This is a genomic window from Myroides sp. DF42-4-2 (assembly GCF_030326445.1).
In the GTDB taxonomy this organism is placed as follows: domain Bacteria; phylum Bacteroidota; class Bacteroidia; order Flavobacteriales; family Flavobacteriaceae; genus Flavobacterium.
Genome location: NZ_JACAKI010000001.1, coordinates 478,455 through 502,366 on the forward strand (window position 1 = coordinate 478,455; position 23,912 = coordinate 502,366).

Below are 23,912 nucleotides of genomic sequence, written 5' to 3' on the forward strand. Positions count from 1 at the left end.
CTTGGGAGGTTTCTTAGTTTTTCACCGTAAGCTGGCTTTCTGTTTACTTTTTATTTTGTGTGGAGTCTTACCTGGACTTGCACAACCTGTGGTATTGGATCAAGCAAACGATTCTCTGCCTCAACCCGCTTATGATTTTGGCAATATCGAACTGCCAGATCCAGAAATTATCAAGGAATCTTATCGCTATGATCCACTAACGGATCAATATTACTATTCGAAAGTGGTGAGTGATTTCAATTTGAGTTTACCTCTTATTCTCACCCGTGCAGAATACGAAAAGATATTAATGCGCGCCGAAATGCGTCGCTATTTTGCCCTTAAATTCAACGCCGTTAATGGAACTTTAGATGATCCGCAGGCCCAACGCGATATGTTGCCGCGTTACTACGTCAACTCCAAACTATTTTCTGGCATTTTTGGATCGAATGAAATCGATGTTAGACCTTCGGGATCGGTTGAGTTTGACATGGGAATTCGCCATACGAAGCAGGAAAACCCATTAATGTCCAGCCGAAATAGAAAGTCTACGACTTTCGACTTCGATCAGCGAATTAGTATGGGGTTACAAGGGATGGTTGGTACGCGATTGGCGGTGAATGCCAATTACGATACCCAAGCGAGTTTCGATTTTCAAAACATCATGAAGCTAGAATATAGCCCAGATGAAGATGATATTGTACAAAAAGTAGAAGTAGGTAACGTCAGTATGCCAATAAGCGGTTCTCTTATTCGAGGAGCGCAAAGCTTATTTGGGGTGAAAACAGAATTGAAATTCGGAAAAACAACCATTACTGGGGTATTTTCTGAGCAAAAATCTCAAACTACGTCCGTCAATGCAGAAGGTGGTGGAATGTTGGAGGATTTTGAATTGTACGCCTTAGATTACGATGAAGATCGCCACTTCTTCCTCTCTCAATACTTTAGAAGTAAGTATGACGAAGCCCTAAAAAACTACCCTTATATCAACTCACGTGTGCGTATTACCCGCGTTGAAGTCTGGGTGACCAATCGCTACAATCGCGTGAATCAAACTAACAATAACTTGAGAAATATCGTGGCGATTCAAGATTTAGGGGAAGGTTTTTTGCGCAATGTTAAACCGGAAAATATCTTCTCGCCTCGCGTGGATCCTGCAGCATTTGTGTTGAACAAAACTATTGATGCTCCCGTAGATAACAAAAATAACCAATACGACCCTGGAAAAATTGGCAGTAACTATCTGACACCTTCCATTCGAACATCGGGGATTGGTGGAAGCGGGTTTACCAATAACGTACAGGAAGGATTGGATTATGCCCGTTTGGAAAGTGCGAGAAAATTGAGTCCTAATGAATTTACCTTCCACCCGCAATTGGGTTATATCTCCCTTCAACAACGGTTGTCCAACGATGAAATATTAGCAGTTGCCTTCCAATATACCATTGGAGATAAAGTATATCAAGTAGGTGAATTTGGAACCGATGGAGGTAGTTCAAATGAGCAAACAAGTATTCCAGGGCAAACAGACCCAGAGGCACAGGTGCCTTTAGCGCAAGCTTTGGTCGTGAAAATGTTGAAGAGCTCCTTGACTTTAACGAGTGCACCTGTTTGGAATTTGATGATGAAAAACATTTACCAAATTCCCAATGCGATGAATATCTCTCAAGACAAGTTTCGCTTTAATTTATTGTATACAGATCCGAGTCCGCTGAACTACATCAGTCAGGCGGGGGATGTTCCATTGCCAGAAGGAGTCGATCGTACACCGTTATTGAAAGTGTTTCACCTCGATCGCTTAGACTCATCCAACAACCCACAGAACGGAGGAGATGGATTTTTCGATTACTTGCCACAAGGAAGTGCAACTAATGGATTAGACCCATCAACAGGTAGTTTTGGCACGAACAACAGCGGTGGCTATGGTGGGAATAACTCTTATGGAGGGGGCTATGGCAATAACTCCAATCGAAATCAGTACAACAGCAACTCCTTTGATGGAATTACTATTGATGCCGTGAACGGGCGGATTATCTTTACTACTGTTGAGCCTTTCGGTTCGCATTTGTTTGATAAATTAAAAAATAAGGTAGATGAAGATTATGAAGTGTCTGCCTCTTATAACTCCAATCAAAAGAAATACGTATTCCGCGAATTGTATGCCAATACTAAATCATCGGCAATACGCAACCAAAGTAGCAAAAACAAGTTCCAATTAAAAGGGAAGTACTCAAGCGTTAGCGGACAAGGAATTCCTATTGGAGCATTTAATATTGCCCCGGGATCTGTAGTGGTTAATGCCGGTGGTCGAATTTTGTCAGAAGGCGTTGACTATACCGTTGACTATACCGGTGGTCGCGTGATGATTTTAGATGAAGCCCTATTGGCATCTAATACACCAATTAATATTTCTGTTGAGAATAACACCATGTTTGGCCAACAAACGAAACGCTTTTTTGGATTGAATGTCGATCACCAATTCAACAAAGATTTTAAAATTGGCGGTACGTTTTTGCGCTTGTCTGAAAAGCCAATGACGCACAAATCGATGTATGGACAAGAATCTGTGAATAATACGATATGGGGATTCAACACACAATATTCGACAGAAGTTCCCTTCTTGACTCGACTAGTAAATAAATTACCCAATATTGATACTGATGTTGAATCGAGAGTGTCATTGAGAGGAGAATTTGCGTATTTACAACCAGGAACGTCGAAAAATGACCAAATGAATGGAGAAGCAACCGCGTATATTGACGACTTTGAAGGCGCTCAATCTCGCATCGATATTCGCTCTCCTTTGGCTTGGAAATTATCGAGTACACCTGTGGGCTTCTTTAAAAAAGATAGCGACACTTATGAAGATCCAAATCAGTTGCCACAGTCTATAGAAGATGGGTTCCGTCGCGGAAAATTATCGTGGTACACCATTGATCCAACTTTTTATGTGGGAGCAAAACCTACCGGAGTTGGTGAACGCGATATGTCATCTAACAGAACTAGAAGAATCTATAGCGAAGAGTTATTCGCTACAAAAGATATTGCCTATGGAGAAAGTAGGGTGATCACGACCTTGGATATGACTTATTATCCTGCAGAACGCGGTCCATATAACTTTAATCCAACCTATCTCAATAGCAGTAAATCAACTACTCCACGCAAAAACTGGGGAGGGGTAATGCGCGGATTGGCAACGACGAACTTTGAACAGGCAAATATTGAATTTGTTGAATTTTGGATCCTCGATCCTTATGTAGGTAGAGCCAATGACGTGATGCCAGATCGAAATGATGGAGAATTGCGCTTGAACTTCGGATTCATTTCGGAAGATATTTTGCGCGATGGATATAAACAGTATGAAAATGGTTTGCCAGGAGTAGGAAGTACAGTAGCAACCATTGAAACAATTTGGGGTAAAGTGCCTGCAGCTCCTTCGCTAATTTATGCATTTGACGTAAATTCCGAAAGTCGACGCCTTCAAGATGTTGGATTGGACGGATTGAATGACGAAGAAGAGAAAATTAAATTCAAAGACTTTGCAGGGTTCCCTGATCCCGCTGCAGACAATTTTGTACACTACTTGGATGCAGAAGGAGGAATCTTAGAACGATATAAAGATTATAACGGGTTAGAAGGAAACTCACCTGTCTCTGGAACTAGAGGTGGAAATAATCAACCCGATGCTGAAGATATTGATGGTGACAACACCATGAATACTATTGATGCTTATTTTGAATACGCCGTAAAAATTAAAGCCAATCCAGAAGTTGGTGAAAATTATGTAACTGATATTAGAAATACAACCGCTCAATTAGCTGACGGATCTGTGACCCCAGTTCGTTGGGTCCAATATAAAGTGCCAATTGACGAAAATGGAAAGAAAATAGGAATGATTGACGACTTTCGATCCATGCGTTTTATGCGTATGTATTTAACGGGATTTGAAAGCGATATTACCTTGCGTTTTGGAAGTTTGGATTTAGTGCGTTCAGATTGGAGAAGATATAATGCAAGCTTACAAAATGACAAAGACAACAACCCTTTGCCTTTACAAGCTAATACAGGTTTTGATGTTACCTCTGTTGGGGTGCAAGACAATTACGACAGAAAACCTATTCCTTACGTAGTACCACCAGGAGTAAAACGCGAACAGTATTATGTTAATAATACCATTGTAGCACAAAATGAGCAATCGCTATCTTTAAAAGTATATCCTGTAGAAGCAGGAAAAACTCCAGATGGATTAGCCCCAGGTGATTCAAGAGGAGTGTATAAAAACTTTAATTTGGACCTTCGTCGCTATAATAAGTTGCGCATGTTTATTCACGCAGAAGCACTTGAAAATAGCGCTGTGCGTTTACGTGATGATGAAATGGTTGCCTTTATTCGTTTAGGAACAGATATTACGGATAACTTCTATCAAGTGGAAATCCCATTGAAAGTAACCAATCTAGGTGAGGCAAATCCCGATTTGATTTGGCCAGAAGCGAATGAATTGGAACTGCAGTTAGAACTCTTAACTAAGTTGAAAGTTCTCTTTATGAATGAAGTTGGAAAACAAGAACGCTTAACGGATATTTTCTTTAAAGAAGAAGATGAATTGTCGAGTGGAGCTTCGCGACCAAATAAGTTGCGCTACGGAATAAAAGGAAATCCAAATCTCGGAAATGTACGAGTAATCATGATCGGTTTGCGCAATGACCTGGATCGCTATGGAGCAACGGGAGATTTAGCTGGTGAGTTTTGGTTTGATGAGTTAAGAATGTCCGATATGGACAATCAAGGCGGATGGGCAGCTACCTTGAGTATGGATGCAAACTTAGCAGACTTCGCCAATATTTCGGCAACAGGAACAAAGCGAACCATCGGATTTGGTGGATTAGAACAAGGACCAAACCAAAGAAGTAAAGAAGATTTTAAATCCTATAGTATTGTAACCAATATGAATTTGGGGCAATTACTCCCGAAAGATTGGAGAATCAATTTGCCGTTTAATTACGCTATTAGTGAGGAGTTTATTACGCCTGAGTTTGATCCAGCTAATCCAGATGTTAAGCTGAAAACGATGAAGTCAGTTTCCCCATCTTCCGCTATGGCTGAAGAAATTGAAAAACGCGCAACGGATTATACCAAACGCAGAAGCATTAACTTCATTGGGGTGAATAAACAGAAAAACCCAGAAAGTAAAAAGAGAGTCTATGATATTGAAAATATCACCCTCTCACATTCCTATAATGAAGTGGTTCACCACGATTTTGAAGTGGAATCTATGATTGATCAGCAAACGCGTTCATCAGTAGATTATGCCTATAGTTTTGAAGCAAAACCAATAGAACCTTTCAAAAAAGTAAACTTTATGAAGGGAAGATATTGGCAAGTATTGAAGGATTTTAATTTCAATTATATGCCTTCTAACATCATGTTTAGCAGTAATATTATGCGTCAGTACAATAGACAACAATTCCGCTTAATTGACGTGGAAGGAATTGGTTTAGATCCCTTGTATAGACGTAACTATTACTTCAATTACAACTATGGATTCAATTTCGATTTGACCAAATCACTGCGTTTAAATTATGTAGGAGGAAGTAATAATATCGTTCGAAATTACTACGATAGTCAGTATAATATTATTGAAAGTAGCACCATTTGGGATGACTATTTTAATACAGGAGAACCGAATCAGTTCACGCAACAATTGACGTTGAACTATGATTTGCCATTGAATAAGATTCCATTCTTGTCTTTTGTTCGTTCTACCTATGCGTATACAGGAACATACAACTGGCAACGCGCTTCTGATGCTTTTAGTCATATTGAATTTGACGGAATTGAATACGGGCTAGGAAATACTATTCAGAACTCGCGCAACCAACAGTTGAATACTACCTTTAGCATGGAAACTTTGTATCGCTACGTTGGTTTAGTAAAGACCAATAAAGCCAAGCGTTCACCTGCGAAAAAAGCAGCGATTGTGCCGGGGCAAAAAGTGGTACAAACCAAAGGGGATGAAAAAGAAGGAGCAGGAACGGCATGGAAAGATTTTGCTATCGGTTTGTTAACTTCCGTAAAAACGATTCAGATTAACTATTCCGAAAATAGCAGTACTGTTTTACCAGGTTATATGCCAAGTGTTGGGTTCTTTGGAACTGCCAAGCCAACGATGGGATTTGTTTTTGGAGATCAAGCAGACGTGAGGTACCGTGCAGCAAATAGTGGTTATTTGACCGATTTTCCAGAGTTCAACCAAGAGTTTACACAAGTGACAAATAAAATGTTGAATTTTACTGCAAGTGTAAGCCCTATTCCAGATTTAACAATCGACGTGACAGGAAGGCGAATGAAGTCCGAAAACTACACAGAGCAATTCCAGGTAGTTGACCGTGAATACCAATCGCAATCGCCATATAATTATGGGAATTTCAGTGTGTCAACCATTATGTTAGCTAGTGCATTCTCTAGTAATTCCCTTGAGTATTCAGCAGCTTTTGAAGAGATGAAAGAAAACCGTTTGATAATCGCAAATCGTTTAGCTACAGCTAGAGGAATAGATATCAACGATCCAAACAACTTAGATAAGGATGGTTTCCCAATTGGATATGGCAAAGGAAATCAAGAAGTGTTGTTACCTTCTTTCTTAGCCGCTTATACCGGTCAAGGCGCTGGTAAAGTTTCTACGAGTATGTTTAGAGATATTCCATTGCCAAACTGGAATATGCGCTATACGGGATTAATGCGCATTCCTTGGATTAAAGATAAATTTAGAAGATTCTCCTTACACCATGGCTATACGGCTACCTATGCTTTGGGATCATTTACCTCTAACTTTGAATATCAGGCTAATCCAGATGAGATTAATCAATACGGAAATTATCCAGCTGAAACGGTCGTTAATAACGCAATTTTAACTGAGCAATTTAATCCGTTAATCCGCTTTGATTTAGAGACCAAATCGGCAATTAAAATTTTGGCAGAAATCCGAAGAGACCGTACCTTAGCATTGAGTTTCGACAACAACCTCTTAACGGAGACTACAGGACACGATTACGTGATCGGATTGGGGTACCGCATTAAAAATGTCGGCTTCAACTCGATGTATGCTAACAATGGAATGGGTGGGCGTATTGAGAGTGATATCAATGTTAAAGTTGATTTAACTCTAAGCCAAAGAGAGACAATCGTACGTTATTTAGATTACAACAACAACCAAGTGGGTGGAGGACAAAATATGTGGAAGCTTTTGATTACAGCAGATTATATGCTGAGCAAAAATCTAACCGCCATTTTCTTCTACGATCACTCGTTTTCTAAAGCAGTTATTTCAACTATGTACCCTATAACAAATATTCGCACGGGACTGACTATGCGATATAGTTTTGGAAATTAGTTGAATTTGTTTCGAAATCTATAAGATTATTATACATTTGCTAAAAAATATTACAAAATGAATTTACCAGCTAATTTAAAGTACACAAAAGACCACGAGTGGGTAGCTATCGAAGGTGATATTGCTACAGTAGGTATTACAGATTTCGCTCAAAGAGAGTTAGGCGACATCGTATATGTTGAAGTAGAAACGTTAGATCAAACGTTAGATAAAGACGAAGTGTTTGGTACAGTTGAGGCTGTAAAAACAGTATCTGATTTATTTTTGCCTTTATCAGGAGAAGTAATTGAGTTCAATGAAGGGTTAGAAACAGAGCCAGAATTAGTTAACCAAGATCCTTATGGAGCTGGATGGATGATTAAAATTAAAATTGCTGATTCAAGCGAAGTAGATACTTTGTTGACAGACGCTGAATATAAAGAATTAATTGGCGCGTAAGGTATACTTTGTTGCCGGTCTGTTGTGGACGTGTTTCATTGTGTATGCATGTCTAGCAGAAGCAAGCACTATCCCTAAAACGAGCTTTTTCAATATTCCAAATAGAGATAAAATTGCGCATTGCGCCTTTTATTTTGTTTTTTCACTGATCTGGTTTTTATTTCACAGTAAAAAAAATACAGATAGAAGGACAAAAAGAAGAATAGGAATAGTTATCTTTACTATTGCAACGTTCTTCGGTGGGTGTATCGAGTTATGTCAATACTATTTCACCAGTTCTAGAAGTGCTGAATGGGCAGATTTTTTTGCGAATTCTTTAGGAAGCGCAGTAGGAATTATATTTGGTTTATTTATAACAACGCATAAAAAAAAATAGAGCCCCAGTATTGGGGCTTTTTTTATTAATATAAAGTACTTACAACTATGAGAGATTTGAGAGAATTTATGGATTCTACGTATTTGAAAACTGCAGAACAAGCGGGTTTGTCTGAAGTGGAGAATAAAAGAGTAGTAACCCAACTGATTCAAGAAGCCATCGACGAGCATTTTAAATTGGCGATGATTCGACCAGAAGAAGTAAAAGAGGGTAGAGCATTAGTTGATCAGCACAACGCCAGTGTTTTAATAGGTACAGTTATCGACTTTCCTTTAGGTGACGGAGGATTAGAAGCAAAGTTAGCTGAGGCAAAACAAGCGGTTGCTGATGGCGCAGATGAATTGGACTTTGTTGTGGATTATAAGGCTTTTCAAAACGGTTTAATCGATCAAGTGAAGGAAGAGGTTAAAGCGTGTACAACGTATGGTTTACAAGCTGGAAAAGTGGTGAAATGGATTATTGAAGTCGCCGCCTTGTCCCACACTGATATCATTAAATTGACGACGCTGATCAAAAATGTAGTGTTGAGCAATTGCAAAGAAACAGATTACGACAAAGTATTCGTTAAATCATCTACTGGTTTTTTCAAAACAGAGGGCGGTAAACCCAACGGTGCAACTATGGATACCTTGGTTCTTATGCTCGAAAACGCAGGCCCACTACCTGTAAAAGCTGCTGGAGGTATTAGAGATCGTGAAACGGCTATTGAAATGATCACTTTAGGCGTTAAAAGATTGGGAACTTCTGCTGCAAAAGTTATTGTTGAGGGGACGGGAAGTACTGAAAATTACTAAAAGATTAAAATAAGTGAATATTCAAAGCTCTAACAGATGTTTATAGGTGTAGTTCTAAAAATTGGATTATATTTGCAACTCATTAAAAACAAATGAAAACAGCTTTGAATATTTCTTCTGAAAATAAACAATCGGTTTCTATCCTTAAGGAATTTAAAGAAATGACTAAGATGGGACTTGCCCTGAGCGTAGTGTTTTCCACTTTGGCAGGTTATGTTTTAGCAGTTCCGGATATTAGAAGCATCAATTATATGACCATTCTCGCTCTAGCAATAGGGGGATATTGTATGGTTGGAGCATCAAACGTGTACAATCAAATCATTGAACGCGACTTAGATGCAAAAATGAACCGCACGGCCAACAGACCGATCGCTTCAGGTCGTGTTAAGCCAACACCCGCTTTTATTCTAGCAGTGGTGCTCACGCTTTTGGGAATTGCAATCTTATATGCTATTAACCCCAAAACGGCCATGTTTGGCGCAATCTCTATCTTTTTATATACAAGTGTTTATACGCCACTGAAAACCATCACGCCTTTATCGGTATTTGTCGGTGCTTTTCCAGGGGCAATTCCTTTTATGTTGGGATGGGTAGCGGAAACAAATAATTTCGGTATCGAAGCAGGAACCTTATTTTTAATCCAATTTTTCTGGCAATTTCCACATTTCTGGGCAATCGGATGGTTCTTGTATGATGACTATAATCGAGGGGGATTCTCGATGTTACCAACAGGAAAAAAAGACAATAAAACACTTACGCAAATTATCTTATATACCATTTGGTTGATCATCGTTTCCATCTTCCCAGTGTTTAACGTGACAGGACGCCTATACTTAACGCCGATCGCAGCTGGTTTGGTGTTGCTCGCTGGTATTTGGATGCTTACAGCAGCTGTAAAACTCTATAAGCAAAGAACTGATAAAGCCGCTCGTAGATTAATGCTAGTAAGTGTGACCTACATCTCGTTAATTCAGATTATTTACGTGTTAGATAAAATTTTACGATAGTTTATACAAATGAATATGGAAAATAGTATAGCGCAAGAACAGTATGAGAAAAAAGGCAAAGCATTAAAAGTAATGCTCTTGTTCGCCATTGGGAGTATTGCCATGGTGTTTGCTGGATTGACAAGTGCTTACGTAGTAAGTAAATCTAGACCTGATTGGTTGGCAGACTTCGTTTTGCCCGTTGACTTTACAATTAGTACCGTTGCTATTGTTATCAGTAGCTTAACAATGCATCTCGCTTTGAAAGCAACTAAAGACGGAGAGACGAAAAAAAGTACGATTTATTTAATTTCTACTTTGATTTTAGGTCTCTTATTCGTTTTTTTGCAATTCAAAGGATTTGGACAAGTAATTAACGAAGGCTACTTCTTTACAGGAAGTGAGAGTACTATTACAACATCATTTTTATATGTCATTGTAATTGTGCATATTGCACACTTGTTTGGAGGGATGATTTCTTTACTAGTAGTAATTTATAATCATTTTAAACAAAAGTATAATGCTGAGCAATTCGTTGGATTACAGCTATGTGCATGGTTTTGGCATTTCTTAGATTTGCTTTGGGTGTACTTGTTTTTGTTTTTTACATTCTTTAAATAGAAAATTTAAATTAAATTTGGGAACTTTATAACTAATAACTTTTTATGGGAGCGACAGTTACTACAGAAGCTACTGAAGTAAGAGGCGATGCAAGAGGGCCTCTAAACGTAAGCTACGGTAAAATGATGATGTGGTACTTCATATTATCAGATTCATTAACATTTTGTGGATTCCTTGTAGGATACGGTTTTACAAGATACAAGTTTGTTGATACTTGGCCGATTGCAGACGAGGTGTTCAATCACTTTCCTTTCTTACATGGTGTAGATGCACCAATGTACTATGTGGCCTTAATGACCTTTATTCTTATTTTCTCATCGGTAACTATGGTGTTAGCCGTTGATGCTGGTCATCAAATGAAGAGAAAAAAGGTGGCAACGTATATGTTTTTAACAATCTTAGGTGGTTTAGTGTTCGTTGGATCACAAGCTTGGGAGTGGAAAAACTTTATCACAGGAACATATGGCGCTGTAGAAACTAGAGGAGGATCAATCTTACAATTCGTTGGAGAAGATGGAAAGCAAATTGCATTAGCTGATTTCGCTATAGTAGATCCAAATAGAGGTGAAGCTACCTTAACAAGAGCAAAAGCAACATGGTTCGTAAACGGACCTAGTCAATCGACCTATTCGTTAGCTGAAGTTCAAGCTGGTTTTGACGCAAATCCAAATATTAGAATCCGTACACAAAAAACAACAGAAACAAAACACAAAGAAATTCTTACTAGAGAAGCTTCTGTTGAGCGTTTGAAAGATGCAGTCTTAGTTGTTGAAGGTGCAAACTTAATCCGCAACGAATACGGACATAAAACATTCGCTGATTTCTTCTTCTTTATTACTGGTTTCCACGGATTCCACGTTTGTACAGGTATCTTGATTAATATCATTATTTTCTTTAATGTATTGTTGGGAACTTACGACCGAAGAGGGTCATACGAAATGGTTGAAAAAGGAGGATTATATTGGCACTTCGTAGATTTAGTATGGGTGTTCGTATTTACATTCTTCTATTTAGTTTAATGATATAAAATAATATTTGATATGGCAGCAGAAACAACAGCACATCACTCAGGTGCAAAGAGAATCTGGACAGTATTCTTTATCTTATCCGCTATTACAATCGTAGAGGTTGTTCTCGGGATTTTTAAACCAGAAAGCATTCATCACGTGCACATCTTTGGATTGAGTTTGTTAAATTATATCTTCATTATTTTAACAATCTGGAAAGCCTATTATATCATGTGGGCATTCATGCACTTGGAACAAGAGAAAAAAGCATTTAGATGGACCGTAGCAGGAGTTTTAAGCTTCTTATGTGTTTATTTAATTACTTTGGTTTTGATTGAAGGAGATTATGTTTATGAAGTATTCCAAAACGCACAATATAAGTGGATATTTTAATAAGTTATTATAATTTAAAAGGCGGTTTATTAACCGCCTTTTTTTATTTTTGTCTAGCTATTTAATTTATTGTAAAGTGAAAAAATATATCATACTCGTTTTGCTCTTTGTCATGCCGATCTGTGCATACCTTTTTTTCGCTACCGGCGTTAATCAATTTCAACGATTACCAATCATCAGCGAAAATGTCAATGAATTGCCTATAGGTGAAACTTCACTTGGAAAGCAACCCGTTTTAGGAGGGCGTATTACTGTGCTAGGGTTTCCTGGAGGACATCTTTACCGTGACCGCGGTGATGCCTTTAATCTAAACCAAAAAATATACAACCGCTATAAAGACTTTGACGATTTTCAATTAGTCATGGTACTGCCAAAAGGCTCAGAAGCCGAAGCTAAAAAAGTCGTTGACGATTTGAGTCCTATTTCGGATATGTCCAACTGGAACTACCTATTCCTAGAACCCGCAGAAATCCAATCGTTCTACAATAGCCTCGGGCTCGTTGGTAAGCTAGATGACGATTTAGCGAGTATCAATGTATATATCATTGATAAAGATAGAAACCTTCGCGGTCGTAAAGGAAAAAACAAAGCTGGTGAAACCGAATATAAAGAGGGCTATTCTACTATTTCGGCTGCTGAGTTACACAACGATATGATGGATGATATGAAAGTAATTTTAGCGGAATACAGATTAGCACTAAAAAGATATAAACGCATTAATCAAGAAGAATAGAAATGAAAGATAAATCATATATATGGATTTCTTTAGTAGTACTGGTTTTTGGTATTTGGGCAGTGCCTAAAATCATTCAGAAATTCCAAAAATCCGACTTAGTTGTTATTGGACAAGCCCCTAGTTTTGAGCTAGTGAACCAAAACAATAAAACAATTGACAATTCAAGCTATAAAGGAAAGGTTTACGTGGTTGAGTTTTTCTTTGCCAACTGTCCAACTATTTGTCCTATTATGAATCAAAATATGTTGAAGTTACAAGATGCTTTCCGTCCTCATATGGACTTCGGTATTGCTTCAATTACGATTGATCCCAAAAATGATACTGTGGAAGCATTAAAAGCTCATGCAGATGAATTGGGTGTGAAGATTCCGCATTGGAATATGTTGACAGGTGACGCAAAGTACATTTACGACTTAGCCGCTAAATTCAACTTGTATACGGGAGTAAATCCTGATGCGCCTGGAGGATTTGAACATTCAGGACTCTTTGCTTTAATTGACAAAGAAGGAAATATTCGCTGTCGCGCCGACCAATATGGCAACCCAATCTTGTACTATGACGGAACTTCAGATGAGGGGGTGCAATGGATTAAAGAAGATATTAAATTATTGTTAGCAGAATAAGACATGGAAAATTACAAAGAATTAGAGCAGAAATACACAAAGTGGATTTGGATCTTATCTATCGCAATTCCAATCGTAGTGGCCATTTTGTTTGGAGTGAATTTGCAAAAGTTAGGCTATGATGTTCAACCATTGAGTTTTTTACCCCCTATATACGCTACAATTAACGGCATTACAGCAGTTTTATTGGTTTGGGCAGTAGCTGCTATCAAAAAAGGAAATAAAACGCTACACGAGCGTTTAATTAAATTGTGTATTGGGTGTTCTATCGCTTTCTTAGCTATGTATGTTGCCTACCACATGACCTCTATCGAAACCAAATACGGAGGAGAAGGATGGATGCGTTACGCGTACTTCTTTATCTTGATTAGCCATATATTGCTGTCGATTATTATTATCCCCTTTGTTCTCGTTACGTTTGTACGTGGTATATCGGGTTCTTACCAACGCCACAAGAAACTTGCACGTATTACCTACCCCATGTGGTTGTATGTCGCTGTAACAGGGGTGATTGTGTATTTGATGATTTCTCCATACTACGTAAACTAAACGACAATGAAAAAAATTGGACTATTACTTGCATTCTTTATGCTCGCTTCCGTTCAAACTGCAACAGCACAATGTGCCATGTGTAGAGCAGTTCTCGAAACTGAAGACGGTGGAGTAAAAGCAGAAGCCGTAAATAACGGTATTGTGTACTTGATGATATTTCCCTATTTACTCGTTGGATTTGCTTTGTACTTTAGCTACAAAATCTATAAAAAACAGAAAACTAAATAGGATTCAATATAGCAAACCGCCTACACAGGCGGTTTTTTTATTACCTTTAATGTAACATAAAGGCCAACTATACGTCTTATGGTTTATATAATTAACTTGCAATGAAGTCAATAAAAATTTACGGTTCTCTTTTGTTTTTTATGCTGAACTTGTCTGTCGAGGCACAGGATAAAAAATGGACGTTGGATGCTTGTATTCAACATGCCATTGACCACAACATTAGCGTAAAGCAAATCGAAATTAACGAACAAAACAAAAGTGTGAATCTCGATTTAGCGAAATACGATTTCCTTCCGGTTGTCAGCGCTAACAGCAATCACTCCTGGACTTTGATCGATCAGGCTGACGTACAATCGGGAATCATCAGTCAACGTACCCTACAAGAAACTACCGTTGGGCTGAATATTGGCATTGACATTGTTGACGGATTACAGAAGCAAAAAAAATTAGCAAAAGCGCGATTGGAACACCTAGCTTCCATCTACAGTGTTCAAAAGGTCAAGGAAGACATCGCCTTATCTGTAATTAATTCCTACTTGCAAATTATTTTCAATAAAGAGTTGGTTTACACCAATCAAGCCCAATTAGACTACGATAAAGCCGAAGAGACCCGCGTGCAAGAGTTGGTGGCTGCAGGTGTTGTACCAGCCGGGGATTTGTTGGATGTCAAGGCTACTGTAGCTTCGTCTACCCAACGGCTAATCAGTGCTGAAAATGAGCTGATCATTGCCAAACTCAATTTAGCCCAACTGTTGCAAATTCGAGACTACGCGAACTTTGATGTAATCGATTCGGATTATCCAATCAACGAATCCGAATTGATGATGTATACGCCAGAAGATATTACCTTGCGTGCCTTTGAATCTTTAACCAACATCAAAACAGCCGAAGTCAATGTTGCACTAGCAGAGAAAAACGTTCAAATCAGCAAAGGAGCTTATTACCCTAAGCTGACGGGGTTTTACAACTTTGGGTCTAATGTTCGCTACCAAGATCGAATTGTGGGCAGTGTAGCTACAGGTCGCTTGGATCAGGTGGGCTTCGTAGAAGGATCAGGTCAACGTGTAATGCGAGAAGGACAAATGACAGTGTACGGCGGACCAGAATCGTTTTTTAGTCAATTGGATCACAACAAAAATTCTACCTTTGGCTTGAGCCTAAGTATTCCTATTTTCAATGGGATGAAGGCGAGAAAAACTGTGAAACTCAATCAATTGGCATTGGAGCAAATGCAGTATGAAAAAGAAGCCGAAGAGCTCAAATTGGAACAACTGGTTTTCAAAGCCTATACCGATACCAAAAGTTCCTTTCAGTCCTATGAAGCAAGTGTTGTAACCTTGGAATCGCGTGAAAAATCACTGGAGTACGCTAGAGAACGGTATGCTGTGGGCTTGATCAATATCTTCGAACTGAATCAAAATCAAAATTTATATGTAACGGCACAATCTAATTTGCTCAAAGCAAAGTACGATTACATTTTTAAAAATAGAATATTAGAATACTACTTTGGCGTACCGTTGTTTAAAAGTAATTAAGTTATGAAAAAAAAATACATATTTATCGTTTTAGCACTTGTAGTTGGGATCTTTATTGTGCTGAAGTTTTTTACAGGTAAGGATGATGCTACAGTTGTTGAACTGACAACGGTCGATCAGATTAACTTGGTGGAGACCGTTTCGGGTACGGGAAAAATTCAGCCAGAAATTGAGATTAAAATAACACCAGAAGTATCTGGAGAAATCATAAATTTGCCAGTCAAAGAAGGACAGGTTGTCAACAAAGGCGATTTACTCGTGGTGATTAATCCCAATTTATATGAATCTAATTTGGATCGTATGGTAGCGATGTTGTCAACTAGTAAGGCTGGTCTAGAACAAGCAGAAGCCCAATTGAAAGAGACCAAAGCGCTGTATGCGCGAAATAAAACCCTTTTTGAAAAAGGCGTTATTTCAGGGTCTGAGTGGGATCAAGTCGTTCGGTCATATGAAGTGGCAAAAGCCAGTAAGAATTCGGCTTATTACAACGTAGAAAGTTCAAGAGCAGCTGTGGAAGAAGCAAAAGTAAATTTGTTGAAAACTACAATTTACGCGCCAAGTTCAGGTACGATTTCTCGCGTGGATGTCGAACTAGGAGAGCGCGTACTAGGAACACAGCAGATGGCGGGAACAGAATTGTTGCGCGTTGCGAATTTGAACAGCATGGAGGTGGAAGTAAACATCAACGAAAACGACATTGTCAAAGTCAAAGTAGGGGATCAAACGAACATCAATGTCGATGCTTTTTTGAAGAAAGAATTTAAAGGGGTGGTGACTAGTATTTCCAACTCTGCATCTAATCAAACCTTGTCTGCGGATCAAGTGACGACGTTTAAAGTCAAAATCAAAATTCTACGCGAGTCATATGAAGATTTACTCGATGGAAAAATGGAAGACTATTCGCCATTTCGTCCGGGGATGACAGCAGCAGTGGATATTGTTACCAATCAAAAGAACAAGGTAATCGCAGCGCCAATTAGTGCATTAGTCATGCGAACGCCAAGTGATACGCTGGTAGGCGAAACAAGCAACACCGTTGTGCAATCAACTGAGGTGCTCAGAGAAGCCGTGTTTGTGGAGTCAGCAGGTGTTGCCAAATTGCGCTTTGTGAAAACCGGAATCCAAGACGATAAAAATATTGAAATTGTGCAAGGGTTGAAAAAAGGAGATGTCATTATCACAGGGCCTTATTCTGTAGTAAGTAAAACGCTGAAGCACAACGATAAAATTAAGAAAGAAGAAACAAAAGAATGATTGTACTATTGAATATAGAGACAGCAACGAAAAATTGTTCCGTCTCTTTGTCTGTAGACGGTACGCCAGTTGGTGTTAAAGAAATAGCAGAAGAGCATTTTTCGCATGCCGAAAAATTACATGTATTTATTGAAGCTCTGTTGAAAGAAAACGGGTTTCAAATGAAGGACCTATCGGCGATTGCCGTGAGTCAAGGACCTGGATCGTATACGGGATTGCGCATCGGGGTTTCATCCGTCAAAGGTTTGTGCTATGGCTTGTCTATTCCGATGATTGCCCTAGATACGTTGCAAATTTTAGCCAAGCAATTGCAAGTGACAAGCGGATGGATTATTCCAATGATAGATGCAAGGCGAATGGAGGTGTTTTGCGCGACGTTCTCCCATGACGGCAACCTAGTTAAGGCAATTGAAGCAAAAGTGGTTGATAAGTCTTCTTTTGGCGAATTGAAAGGTGATACACCTGTTTACTTCATCGGTGATGGGGCAATGAAATGTACGGAAGTACTACAAGCACCGAATTTTCATTTTTGCGAAGCTGTTGTTTACCCTTCAGCAAAAGAAATGGTCGATTTGAGTTACCAAAAATACCTCGACCAAGATTTTGTCGATGTCGCTTATTTTGAGCCGTATTATCTGAAAGATTTTGTTTTGCCCGCGAAAAAACAGAAATAAGTGATTATAATTGATCACTTATTTCTCTTGCTTTCAATAAAATAAAAGAATTTACAGCCGTAAAATTATCATTGTCCACCCAAACTTGAACCACATAAGTAATCTTCGTATCGAGGAGTTCTTTGATGAGAACCCGTGGTTTGGGTTGAGACAAAATCTTGTCATTCGCTTGGAGTGCATCCAACAATTGAGCTATAAAATCATTGGTATTTTTCGCTAGATTAGTCTGTACCAAAACTTCTGATCTCCTCAAGTTATTTTGAGAGATATTCTTGATTTTACTGTTGGACAACACCCCGTTGGGAATGTAAATCACATTGTTTTGATAGTTGACAATTTGGGTGGAAAAGATGTGAATACTCAGCACTTTTCCCGCTTCACCTTGGGCTTCAATGATGTCGCCAATGCGAAAGGGTTTAAAGAGAATAATCAAAACACCCCCGGCAAAATTACTCAAAGATCCCTGTAAGGATAGTCCAATGGCTAAGCTCATTGCTCCGATGATCGCAACAAAAGAGCTGGTCTGGATTCCCAATTTCGAGGCGATGATAACGAAGAGCAAAATGCGAAATCCCCATAGTAAAGCGTCAAGGATAAAGCTGTTAAAAGTTGGGTCAATATTGCGCTTAGTAAGGATTCGCTTCGCTATTTTTTGCGATAACTTAATCACCCATAGTCCCAAGGCTAGAATCAACAAAGCTGTTACAATTTGAGGGATATATGCAATGGTGTTTTCGATATAAGAGGTCAATAAATGATCAAATTTTTCCATAGGCTACAGTTTAATAAATTTACTTAACGCTGATGTAGGGGTTAAACAATGTCTGTTTTCACAGAGGTAGTACTGTGTGTCAATAGTTGCTGTGTATTTTTCGAAATAGGGGATTGTACTCGGCTCATTGATTGGAAAAATAAACGTTTTACTGATCAAATTCGCTTGTATGCGCAAGCTGTCTTCCAAGGCATTTTCACCTACAATTGCTAATTCAGCAGGTGATTCGCTGTACAACATTGCCAATAACCACTGGGAATATGCTGAAGGATAATCCAGTTGAGATTGCATGATTTCAATCATTTGATGAGCGAGTTCGCTGTAGTATCGGTTTTCAAAAGCAACACCCAAATACAGTAAATTATACGCCATAATGGCATTGGCGGATGGAATGACATTGTCTTCCGTTTCAATACTCCTCAAAATCATATCGGCCTGTTGCTCTTGACTGAAGTAAAAGAATGTGCTCTTGTCATCCAAAAAAAGATCTAAACTAGCATCCATCATTCGTTTGGCTTCCCATAAGTAGGTCTGTTTTGCTGTGTGTTCAAACAAGCGAATTAACGCTTGAATATAAAAAGCATAATCGTCTAGATAGCCAAGTGTTTGTGCCTTTTGGTGATGAGATGAATGGAAAAGCCCGCCTTCTTCTTCTACTAAATACGTTTGAATATAGTTGTCTATACGCACGGCTTGTTGCAGATAAGCTGTGTTTTGCGTAGCGCTGTAAGCATCGAGTAAACCCGTGATTAACATGGCATTCCAGCTCGTAATAATCTTGTCGTCAAGCAGGGGTTTTGCCCTTAGATTTCTCTCTTGTAACAGTTTTGATTCCCACTGTTTTTTGCGTTTTTGTAACTCAAATTCTGAAATAGCATGGGTTGCAGCAAGAGTGGTTAACGGTTGATTTTGTATGAGTACGTAATTTCCCTCTTCCCAGTAACCATCCTTATTTATGTTGAATACTTGAGCGAATAAATCAAAATCTTCTCCTACAATACGGCGCAAATCCGGTTCTGTCCAGACGTAATAGGCCCCTTCTTTTGAAACACCTGCAGGGTCTAAGCTATCTGCATCTAAGGCAGAATAAACCCCGCCCCAAGGAGATTGCCAATTGGTTTGGATAAACTGAGTTGTTTTCTCAATGATTTCCAAATACAGTGGGTTTGAAGTGCGTTTATACGCATCGCTATACACGCTCAATAGTTGCGCATTGTCGTAGAGCATTTTTTCAAAATGAGGAATATGCCACTTAAAATCAACGGAATAGCGGGAAAACCCGCCTTCGATAACATCAAATATCCCACCCCAAGCCATACGAGTCAGTGTAAGATCAATATAATTGAGTAAGGCTTTATCTCGGTTTAGATCACCTAGTTTTTGCAAGTAGAGTAAATTGGTAGGCATCATGAATTTTGGTGCACGTTGATAGCCGCCGTACTCTAAATCAAAGCTCTGTTTCCATTTATCTAGGAGCATCGTTAAATTGAACCGTTGCTCTTCCCTTGCAGTTGGCGCTAATCCCATGATGTAGATCCCTTCTTGTAGTTTTTCTGCAAATTCAAGGGTGGCCTCTGGTTTATTTTGATACAATTGTGCGAGTTGTTCTAAAGCGTCCAGCCATGTTTGTTTGGGGAAATACGTTCCGCCCCAAATCGGTCTACCATCAGGTAAACAAACCACATTTAACGGCCATCCTCCTTGTTTGGTCATCAGTTGTACTGCCTTCATATAGTAAGCGTCCACATCGGGATGTTCCTCTCGATCAACTTTGATTGAAATAAAATGGCGATTCATAACTTCTGCAACGGCTACTGCCGTAAAACTTTCTTCCTCCATGACATGACACCAATGGCAAGTTGAATAACCAATACTGACAATAACGAGTTTGTTTTGTTCTTTTGCCATTTCGAAAACAGCGGTATTCCATGCCTTCCAGTGAATAGGATTGGTTGCATGCTGCTTTAAATACGGATTCGAGCTGTGAATGAGTTCGTTCATATGTTGCGTTTGAAAAACAAAATTAGGGAATTATTTGCTTTGTTGCCGGTTTTGGGGCATAACCGATAGATTTTGCCAAGCCTTTTAAAATCTCAGAACCTAGGAAATATGGAAAGGATAACATTAAGTTAACGTTGGATTACGGAAATATAATGACTTTTGCAGTACGCTAAAAAATAAAAGAATAAATGGAACAAATTTTTATTGTAATGCTGATAGCCCTTGGGATATTAGCGATAATAGATTTGACTGTTGGGGTAAGTAATGATGCCGTAAACTTTTTAAATTCTGGAATCGGGTCGAAAGCAATGTCCTTTAAAGGGATTATGTTGGTGGCTTCACTGGGAATCATCGTCGGAGCCGTCTTTTCGGGTGGGATGATGGAAATTGCTCGGAGTGGGATTTTTGTCCCTAGCATGTTTACCTTCAACGATGTAATGATTATTTTCCTAGCAGTAATGATCACCGATGTCTTGCTGTTAGATGTATTTAATACCTTGGGACTACCTACATCCACAACGGTTTCTATCGTATTTGAATTACTAGGAGCAGCAGTGTGTTTGGCTGTAGTGAAAATTATTACCAGCGACGATAGTTGGTCTACGTTATCTTCGTATATCAATACGAAAAAAGCATCCGAAATTGTGGTCAGTATACTACTGTCTGTAATTTTGTCCTTCACCTTAGGGACAATCGTGCAATACGTTTCCCGTTTAATCTTTACCTTTCAAGTCGAGCGCAAGTTAAAGTATTTTGGCGCCTTGTTTGGAGGAGTTGCAATCAGTGCGATTTCGTTCTTTATCTTGATTAAAGGACTCAAAGGATCAAGCTTTATAACCCGTGAAACATCTGATTGGATCGATCACAATCAATTTTTAATATTGGCGGGAAGTTTTGTCTTTTGGACCATCTTCTCTCAGGTAATCATGTCGGTGTTCCGCGTAAATATATTGCGCGTCATTATTATCATCGGAACCTTTGCTTTGGCTTTAGCCTTTGCAGGTAATGACTTGGTGAATTTTATTGGTGTTCCAATTGCCGCTGTACAATCGTATGGCTTTTTTCAAAGCTCAGGTCAAGCAGCTGATGTTTATATGATGGGTAAATTAGCGGAAGAAAACGTAGTTGCTCCGTTTTATTTTCTATTAATTGCAGGAGGAATCATGGTTTATACCTTGTGGACATCGAAAAAAGCGCGTAATGTAATTGAGACAGAAATGAATTTAGCGCGTCAGAGTTCTGATTCGTCAGATGAGAAGTTCTCTCCCAATATCTTGTCTAAAGTAATTGTTCGCGCCATGGTTATTTTGGGTGGTATTGTCAATTACTTTTTGCCTAAATCATGGCAAATTCGAATGGATAAGCGCTTTGAACAACCTGTAAATACAACAAAAAACAAACAAGAAGAACCAGCATTTGACATGGTACGTGCTTCAGTTAACCTAATGGTGGCAAGTATCTTGATCTCGATTGGTACGTCTATGAAATTGCCGTTGTCTACTACCTATGTAACCTTTATGGTGGCAATGGGTACCTCATTTGCCGATCGCGCTTGGGATAGAGATTCTGCTGTATATCGCGTGGCTGGAGTATTCAACGTAATCGGTGGTTGGTTTGTAACAGCTATTGTTGCCTTTCTCGCCGCTTTTATTACGGCTTATATCTTATATATAGGAGAGGTTTATGCTTTAGTAGCGATGTTGATCTTAGTAGGTATCTTATTATACCGCAGCAATAAAACGCATCAACGCTTGGAACAAGAGAAAAAATTGAAAACTGAAAAACTCAATAAGTTTGACATTGTTACCATTCACGAAGTAGCGTCAGAAAGCTCTGCACAAATCGCCAAAGTAATCGTTCGTACCAACGAATTGTATACGCGCGTAATTGATGGCGTAGCACTTCAGGATCACGCGGATTTAAAAGCGTGTAGAAAGAAGTTAAGACAGCTGGAGAAAGAGGTTGATAGTTTAAGAGGAAATGTGTATTTCTTTATCAAGAATTTAGATGAAACGACTGTAGGAGCGAGTAAGTTCTATGTACTCACCTTAGGGTTTTTACAGGATATCATTAAATCGGCTTTGTTTATCACACAAAATAGTTATACCCACGTGGATAACAACCACAAGAAGTTGAAGTTCAACCAAGTTCGAGATCTAAAGTTGATTGACAATAAGTTGCAAATCTTCCTTGATGAGGTTGGCGCTATTTTTATGGAAGCGCGTTATGATCGCATTGGCGAGGTGTTAGCTCAGAAAGAAGAGATCACACAAACGATTGATAAGTTGATTCAAAAACAGATTGTGCGTATTCGCACAACAGAAACGAGTCCTAAGAACAGTAAACTGTATTTCTCTATTTTATTTGAAACGGACGATTTAGTAAAAGCTACTATTGGCTTGTTGGAATTGTTCGAACAGTTTGAGATTGATCAACGAAAAAAGAAATTTACTCCCATGAGTTAGATTTGTTAACCATATAAAGACGGCAGTACTTTCGTACTGCCGTTTTTTTTAGCATAAAAAATGCCCCAAAAAGTTGATACTTTTTGGGGCAGGTTTATTAAGACGCTTATCTATTATTTAAGGATAGGGTATTAACCATTGATGGCTTCTACTACAATTTTGTCGTCTGCCAGCATATGTCTCAACATGCTTTCAATACCGTTTTTCAGCGTAAACGTTGAAGAAGGACAACCGCTACAAGCACCTTGTAAGATTACTTGAACCACATTAGTTTGTCCGTCATAGTTTTGGAAGGCGATATTACCTCCATCAGCTTGAACGGCCGGTTTTACGTTTTCTTCTAAAATATTGATAATGCGCTGTGATTTCTCGTCTAAGGAATCAAAGTGAATATCCGCTTGTTTTTCTAGTTCTTCGGTATTGATAACCAGAGATTCATCAACGGCTAAATTTCCTTGTTCCAAAAATTCTTTGATAAATGAACGTGTAGGTTGGATGTGTTCATTCCAATCAAATGCCTCGTATTTTGAAATCGAAACATAGTTTTCATCAATAAAGATTTCGCGTACGAAAGGCAATTTGAAAAGTTCTTTGGCAAGGGGTGAAGACGTGGCTTCATCAATGTTTTTAAACTCAATCCCCTGCTTGGTTAATAGCTTGTTGGCTACAAATTTAATCACCGCAGGATTAGGTGTAGATTCAGCATAAATCGTTATCGGATGTTTTTTGGCATCATCTTTAGATTCTATTAAGATTTTCTTACCTTTAGCGATGAAAGTTTGGATTTGATCTGCAACAGTATCTTGTACGTCATCCCACTCAACAATTGAAAATTTTTCAATGGCAATGAAATTATTTGCAATAAATACCGTTTTTACAAAAGGTAAGTAGAAAAGTTCTCGGGCTAAAGGAGATTTTGCTGTTTCATCAATGTTTTTGAACTCAAAATTGTCTCCCTTAGTGATAAAATCAGATAGGATAAACTTTACAATTGCGGGGTTTTGAGTATTTTGAATTTTAATCTGTGACATTTTGTTTTATTTTTTTTCAAAATTAACAAACTTATATTCTACGAATCTGTATATTTG

At 38.7% G+C, this 23,912-nt stretch carries 19 protein-coding genes; 16 read left to right on the forward strand and 3 right to left on the reverse strand.

Annotated features, from left to right (window positions below; all coding sequences use genetic code 11):
• Window position 1 precedes the first annotated feature (1 nt).
• From sov to tsaB, 15 genes are all read left to right on the forward strand, one after another.
• Window positions 2-7,369 carry a T9SS outer membrane translocon Sov/SprA gene (gene sov / locus HX062_RS02115; RefSeq protein WP_286466211.1) on the forward strand — a complete coding sequence of 2,456 codons (7,368 nt, stop codon included), beginning with the start codon at window positions 2-4 and terminating at the stop codon, window positions 7,367-7,369.
• 57 nt (window positions 7,370-7,426) lie between these two features.
• Window positions 7,427-7,807, forward strand: coding sequence for a glycine cleavage system protein GcvH (gcvH, locus tag HX062_RS02120; RefSeq protein ID WP_286466212.1), 381 nt, complete (start codon window positions 7,427-7,429; stop codon window positions 7,805-7,807).
• A gap of 40 nt (window positions 7,808-7,847) precedes the next feature.
• Window positions 7,848-8,183, forward strand: a complete 336-nt coding sequence (locus HX062_RS02125; protein WP_286466330.1) for a VanZ family protein — start codon at window positions 7,848-7,850, stop codon at window positions 8,181-8,183.
• A gap of 47 nt (window positions 8,184-8,230) precedes the next feature.
• Window positions 8,231-8,977 carry a deoxyribose-phosphate aldolase gene (deoC, locus tag HX062_RS02130; protein WP_286466214.1) on the forward strand — a complete coding sequence of 249 codons (747 nt, stop codon included), beginning with the start codon at window positions 8,231-8,233 and terminating at the stop codon, window positions 8,975-8,977.
• 104 nt (window positions 8,978-9,081) lie between these two features.
• Window positions 9,082-9,984, forward strand: a complete 903-nt coding sequence (gene cyoE / locus HX062_RS02135) for a heme o synthase (RefSeq protein ID WP_430530001.1) — start codon at window positions 9,082-9,084, stop codon at window positions 9,982-9,984.
• 15 nt (window positions 9,985-9,999) lie between these two features.
• The gene (locus HX062_RS02140; RefSeq protein WP_286466217.1) at window positions 10,000-10,584 is read left to right on the forward strand and encodes a cytochrome c oxidase subunit 3; all 585 of its coding nucleotides are present in this window, start codon (window positions 10,000-10,002) and stop codon (window positions 10,582-10,584) included.
• A gap of 44 nt (window positions 10,585-10,628) precedes the next feature.
• Window positions 10,629-11,603 carry a cytochrome c oxidase subunit 3 gene (locus HX062_RS02145; protein WP_182625559.1) on the forward strand — a complete coding sequence of 325 codons (975 nt, stop codon included), beginning with the start codon at window positions 10,629-10,631 and terminating at the stop codon, window positions 11,601-11,603.
• A gap of 21 nt (window positions 11,604-11,624) precedes the next feature.
• A complete protein-coding gene (locus HX062_RS02150) occupies window positions 11,625-11,984 on the forward strand; it encodes a cytochrome C oxidase subunit IV family protein (protein ID WP_182625560.1) in 360 nt (119 codons plus the stop codon).
• A 112-nt stretch (window positions 11,985-12,096) separates the two neighbouring features.
• Complete coding sequence (locus tag HX062_RS02155; RefSeq protein ID WP_286466331.1) at window positions 12,097-12,717, forward strand: hypothetical protein; 621 nt, start codon at window positions 12,097-12,099, stop codon at window positions 12,715-12,717.
• A 2-nt stretch (window positions 12,718-12,719) separates the two neighbouring features.
• Window positions 12,720-13,343: an SCO family protein gene (locus tag HX062_RS02160; RefSeq protein WP_286466219.1), complete on the forward strand. Its 624-nt coding sequence runs from the start codon at window positions 12,720-12,722 to the stop codon at window positions 13,341-13,343.
• Between the two features lie 3 nt (window positions 13,344-13,346).
• Window positions 13,347-13,892, forward strand: coding sequence for a DUF420 domain-containing protein (locus HX062_RS02165; RefSeq protein WP_182625562.1), 546 nt, complete (start codon window positions 13,347-13,349; stop codon window positions 13,890-13,892).
• A gap of 6 nt (window positions 13,893-13,898) precedes the next feature.
• Window positions 13,899-14,123 carry a CAMCR motif-containing small membrane protein gene (locus HX062_RS02170; RefSeq protein WP_286466222.1) on the forward strand — a complete coding sequence of 75 codons (225 nt, stop codon included), beginning with the start codon at window positions 13,899-13,901 and terminating at the stop codon, window positions 14,121-14,123.
• Between the two features lie 101 nt (window positions 14,124-14,224).
• On the forward strand, window positions 14,225-15,658 hold the full coding sequence (locus HX062_RS02175; protein ID WP_182625564.1) for a TolC family protein: 1,434 nt from the start codon (window positions 14,225-14,227) through the stop codon (window positions 15,656-15,658).
• A gap of 3 nt (window positions 15,659-15,661) precedes the next feature.
• On the forward strand, window positions 15,662-16,912 hold the full coding sequence (locus HX062_RS02180; RefSeq protein WP_182625565.1) for an efflux RND transporter periplasmic adaptor subunit: 1,251 nt from the start codon (window positions 15,662-15,664) through the stop codon (window positions 16,910-16,912).
• Entirely contained in the window at window positions 16,909-17,586 is a 678-nt protein-coding gene (gene tsaB / locus HX062_RS02185) for a tRNA (adenosine(37)-N6)-threonylcarbamoyltransferase complex dimerization subunit type 1 TsaB (RefSeq protein ID WP_286466225.1), read from the forward strand. The genes HX062_RS02180 and tsaB overlap by 4 nt, the downstream gene beginning before the upstream one ends.
• Before the next feature lie 4 nt (window positions 17,587-17,590).
• Here tsaB and HX062_RS02190 read toward each other — a convergent pair whose 3' ends face one another.
• A complete protein-coding gene (locus HX062_RS02190; RefSeq protein WP_182625567.1) occupies window positions 17,591-18,358 on the reverse strand; it encodes a mechanosensitive ion channel family protein in 768 nt (255 codons plus the stop codon).
• Between the two features lie 3 nt (window positions 18,359-18,361).
• Complete coding sequence (locus HX062_RS02195) at window positions 18,362-20,359, reverse strand: thioredoxin domain-containing protein (protein WP_286466227.1); 1,998 nt, start codon at window positions 20,357-20,359, stop codon at window positions 18,362-18,364.
• Between the two features lie 188 nt (window positions 20,360-20,547).
• On the opposite strand from HX062_RS02195, the gene HX062_RS02200 reads away from it, so the two are divergent.
• Entirely contained in the window at window positions 20,548-22,824 is a 2,277-nt protein-coding gene (locus HX062_RS02200; protein ID WP_182625569.1) for an inorganic phosphate transporter, read from the forward strand.
• A gap of 131 nt (window positions 22,825-22,955) precedes the next feature.
• On the opposite strand, the gene HX062_RS02205 is transcribed toward HX062_RS02200, so the two are convergent.
• Complete coding sequence (locus HX062_RS02205) at window positions 22,956-23,855, reverse strand: NifU family protein (protein WP_286466229.1); 900 nt, start codon at window positions 23,853-23,855, stop codon at window positions 22,956-22,958.
• Window positions 23,856-23,912 lie beyond the last annotated feature (57 nt).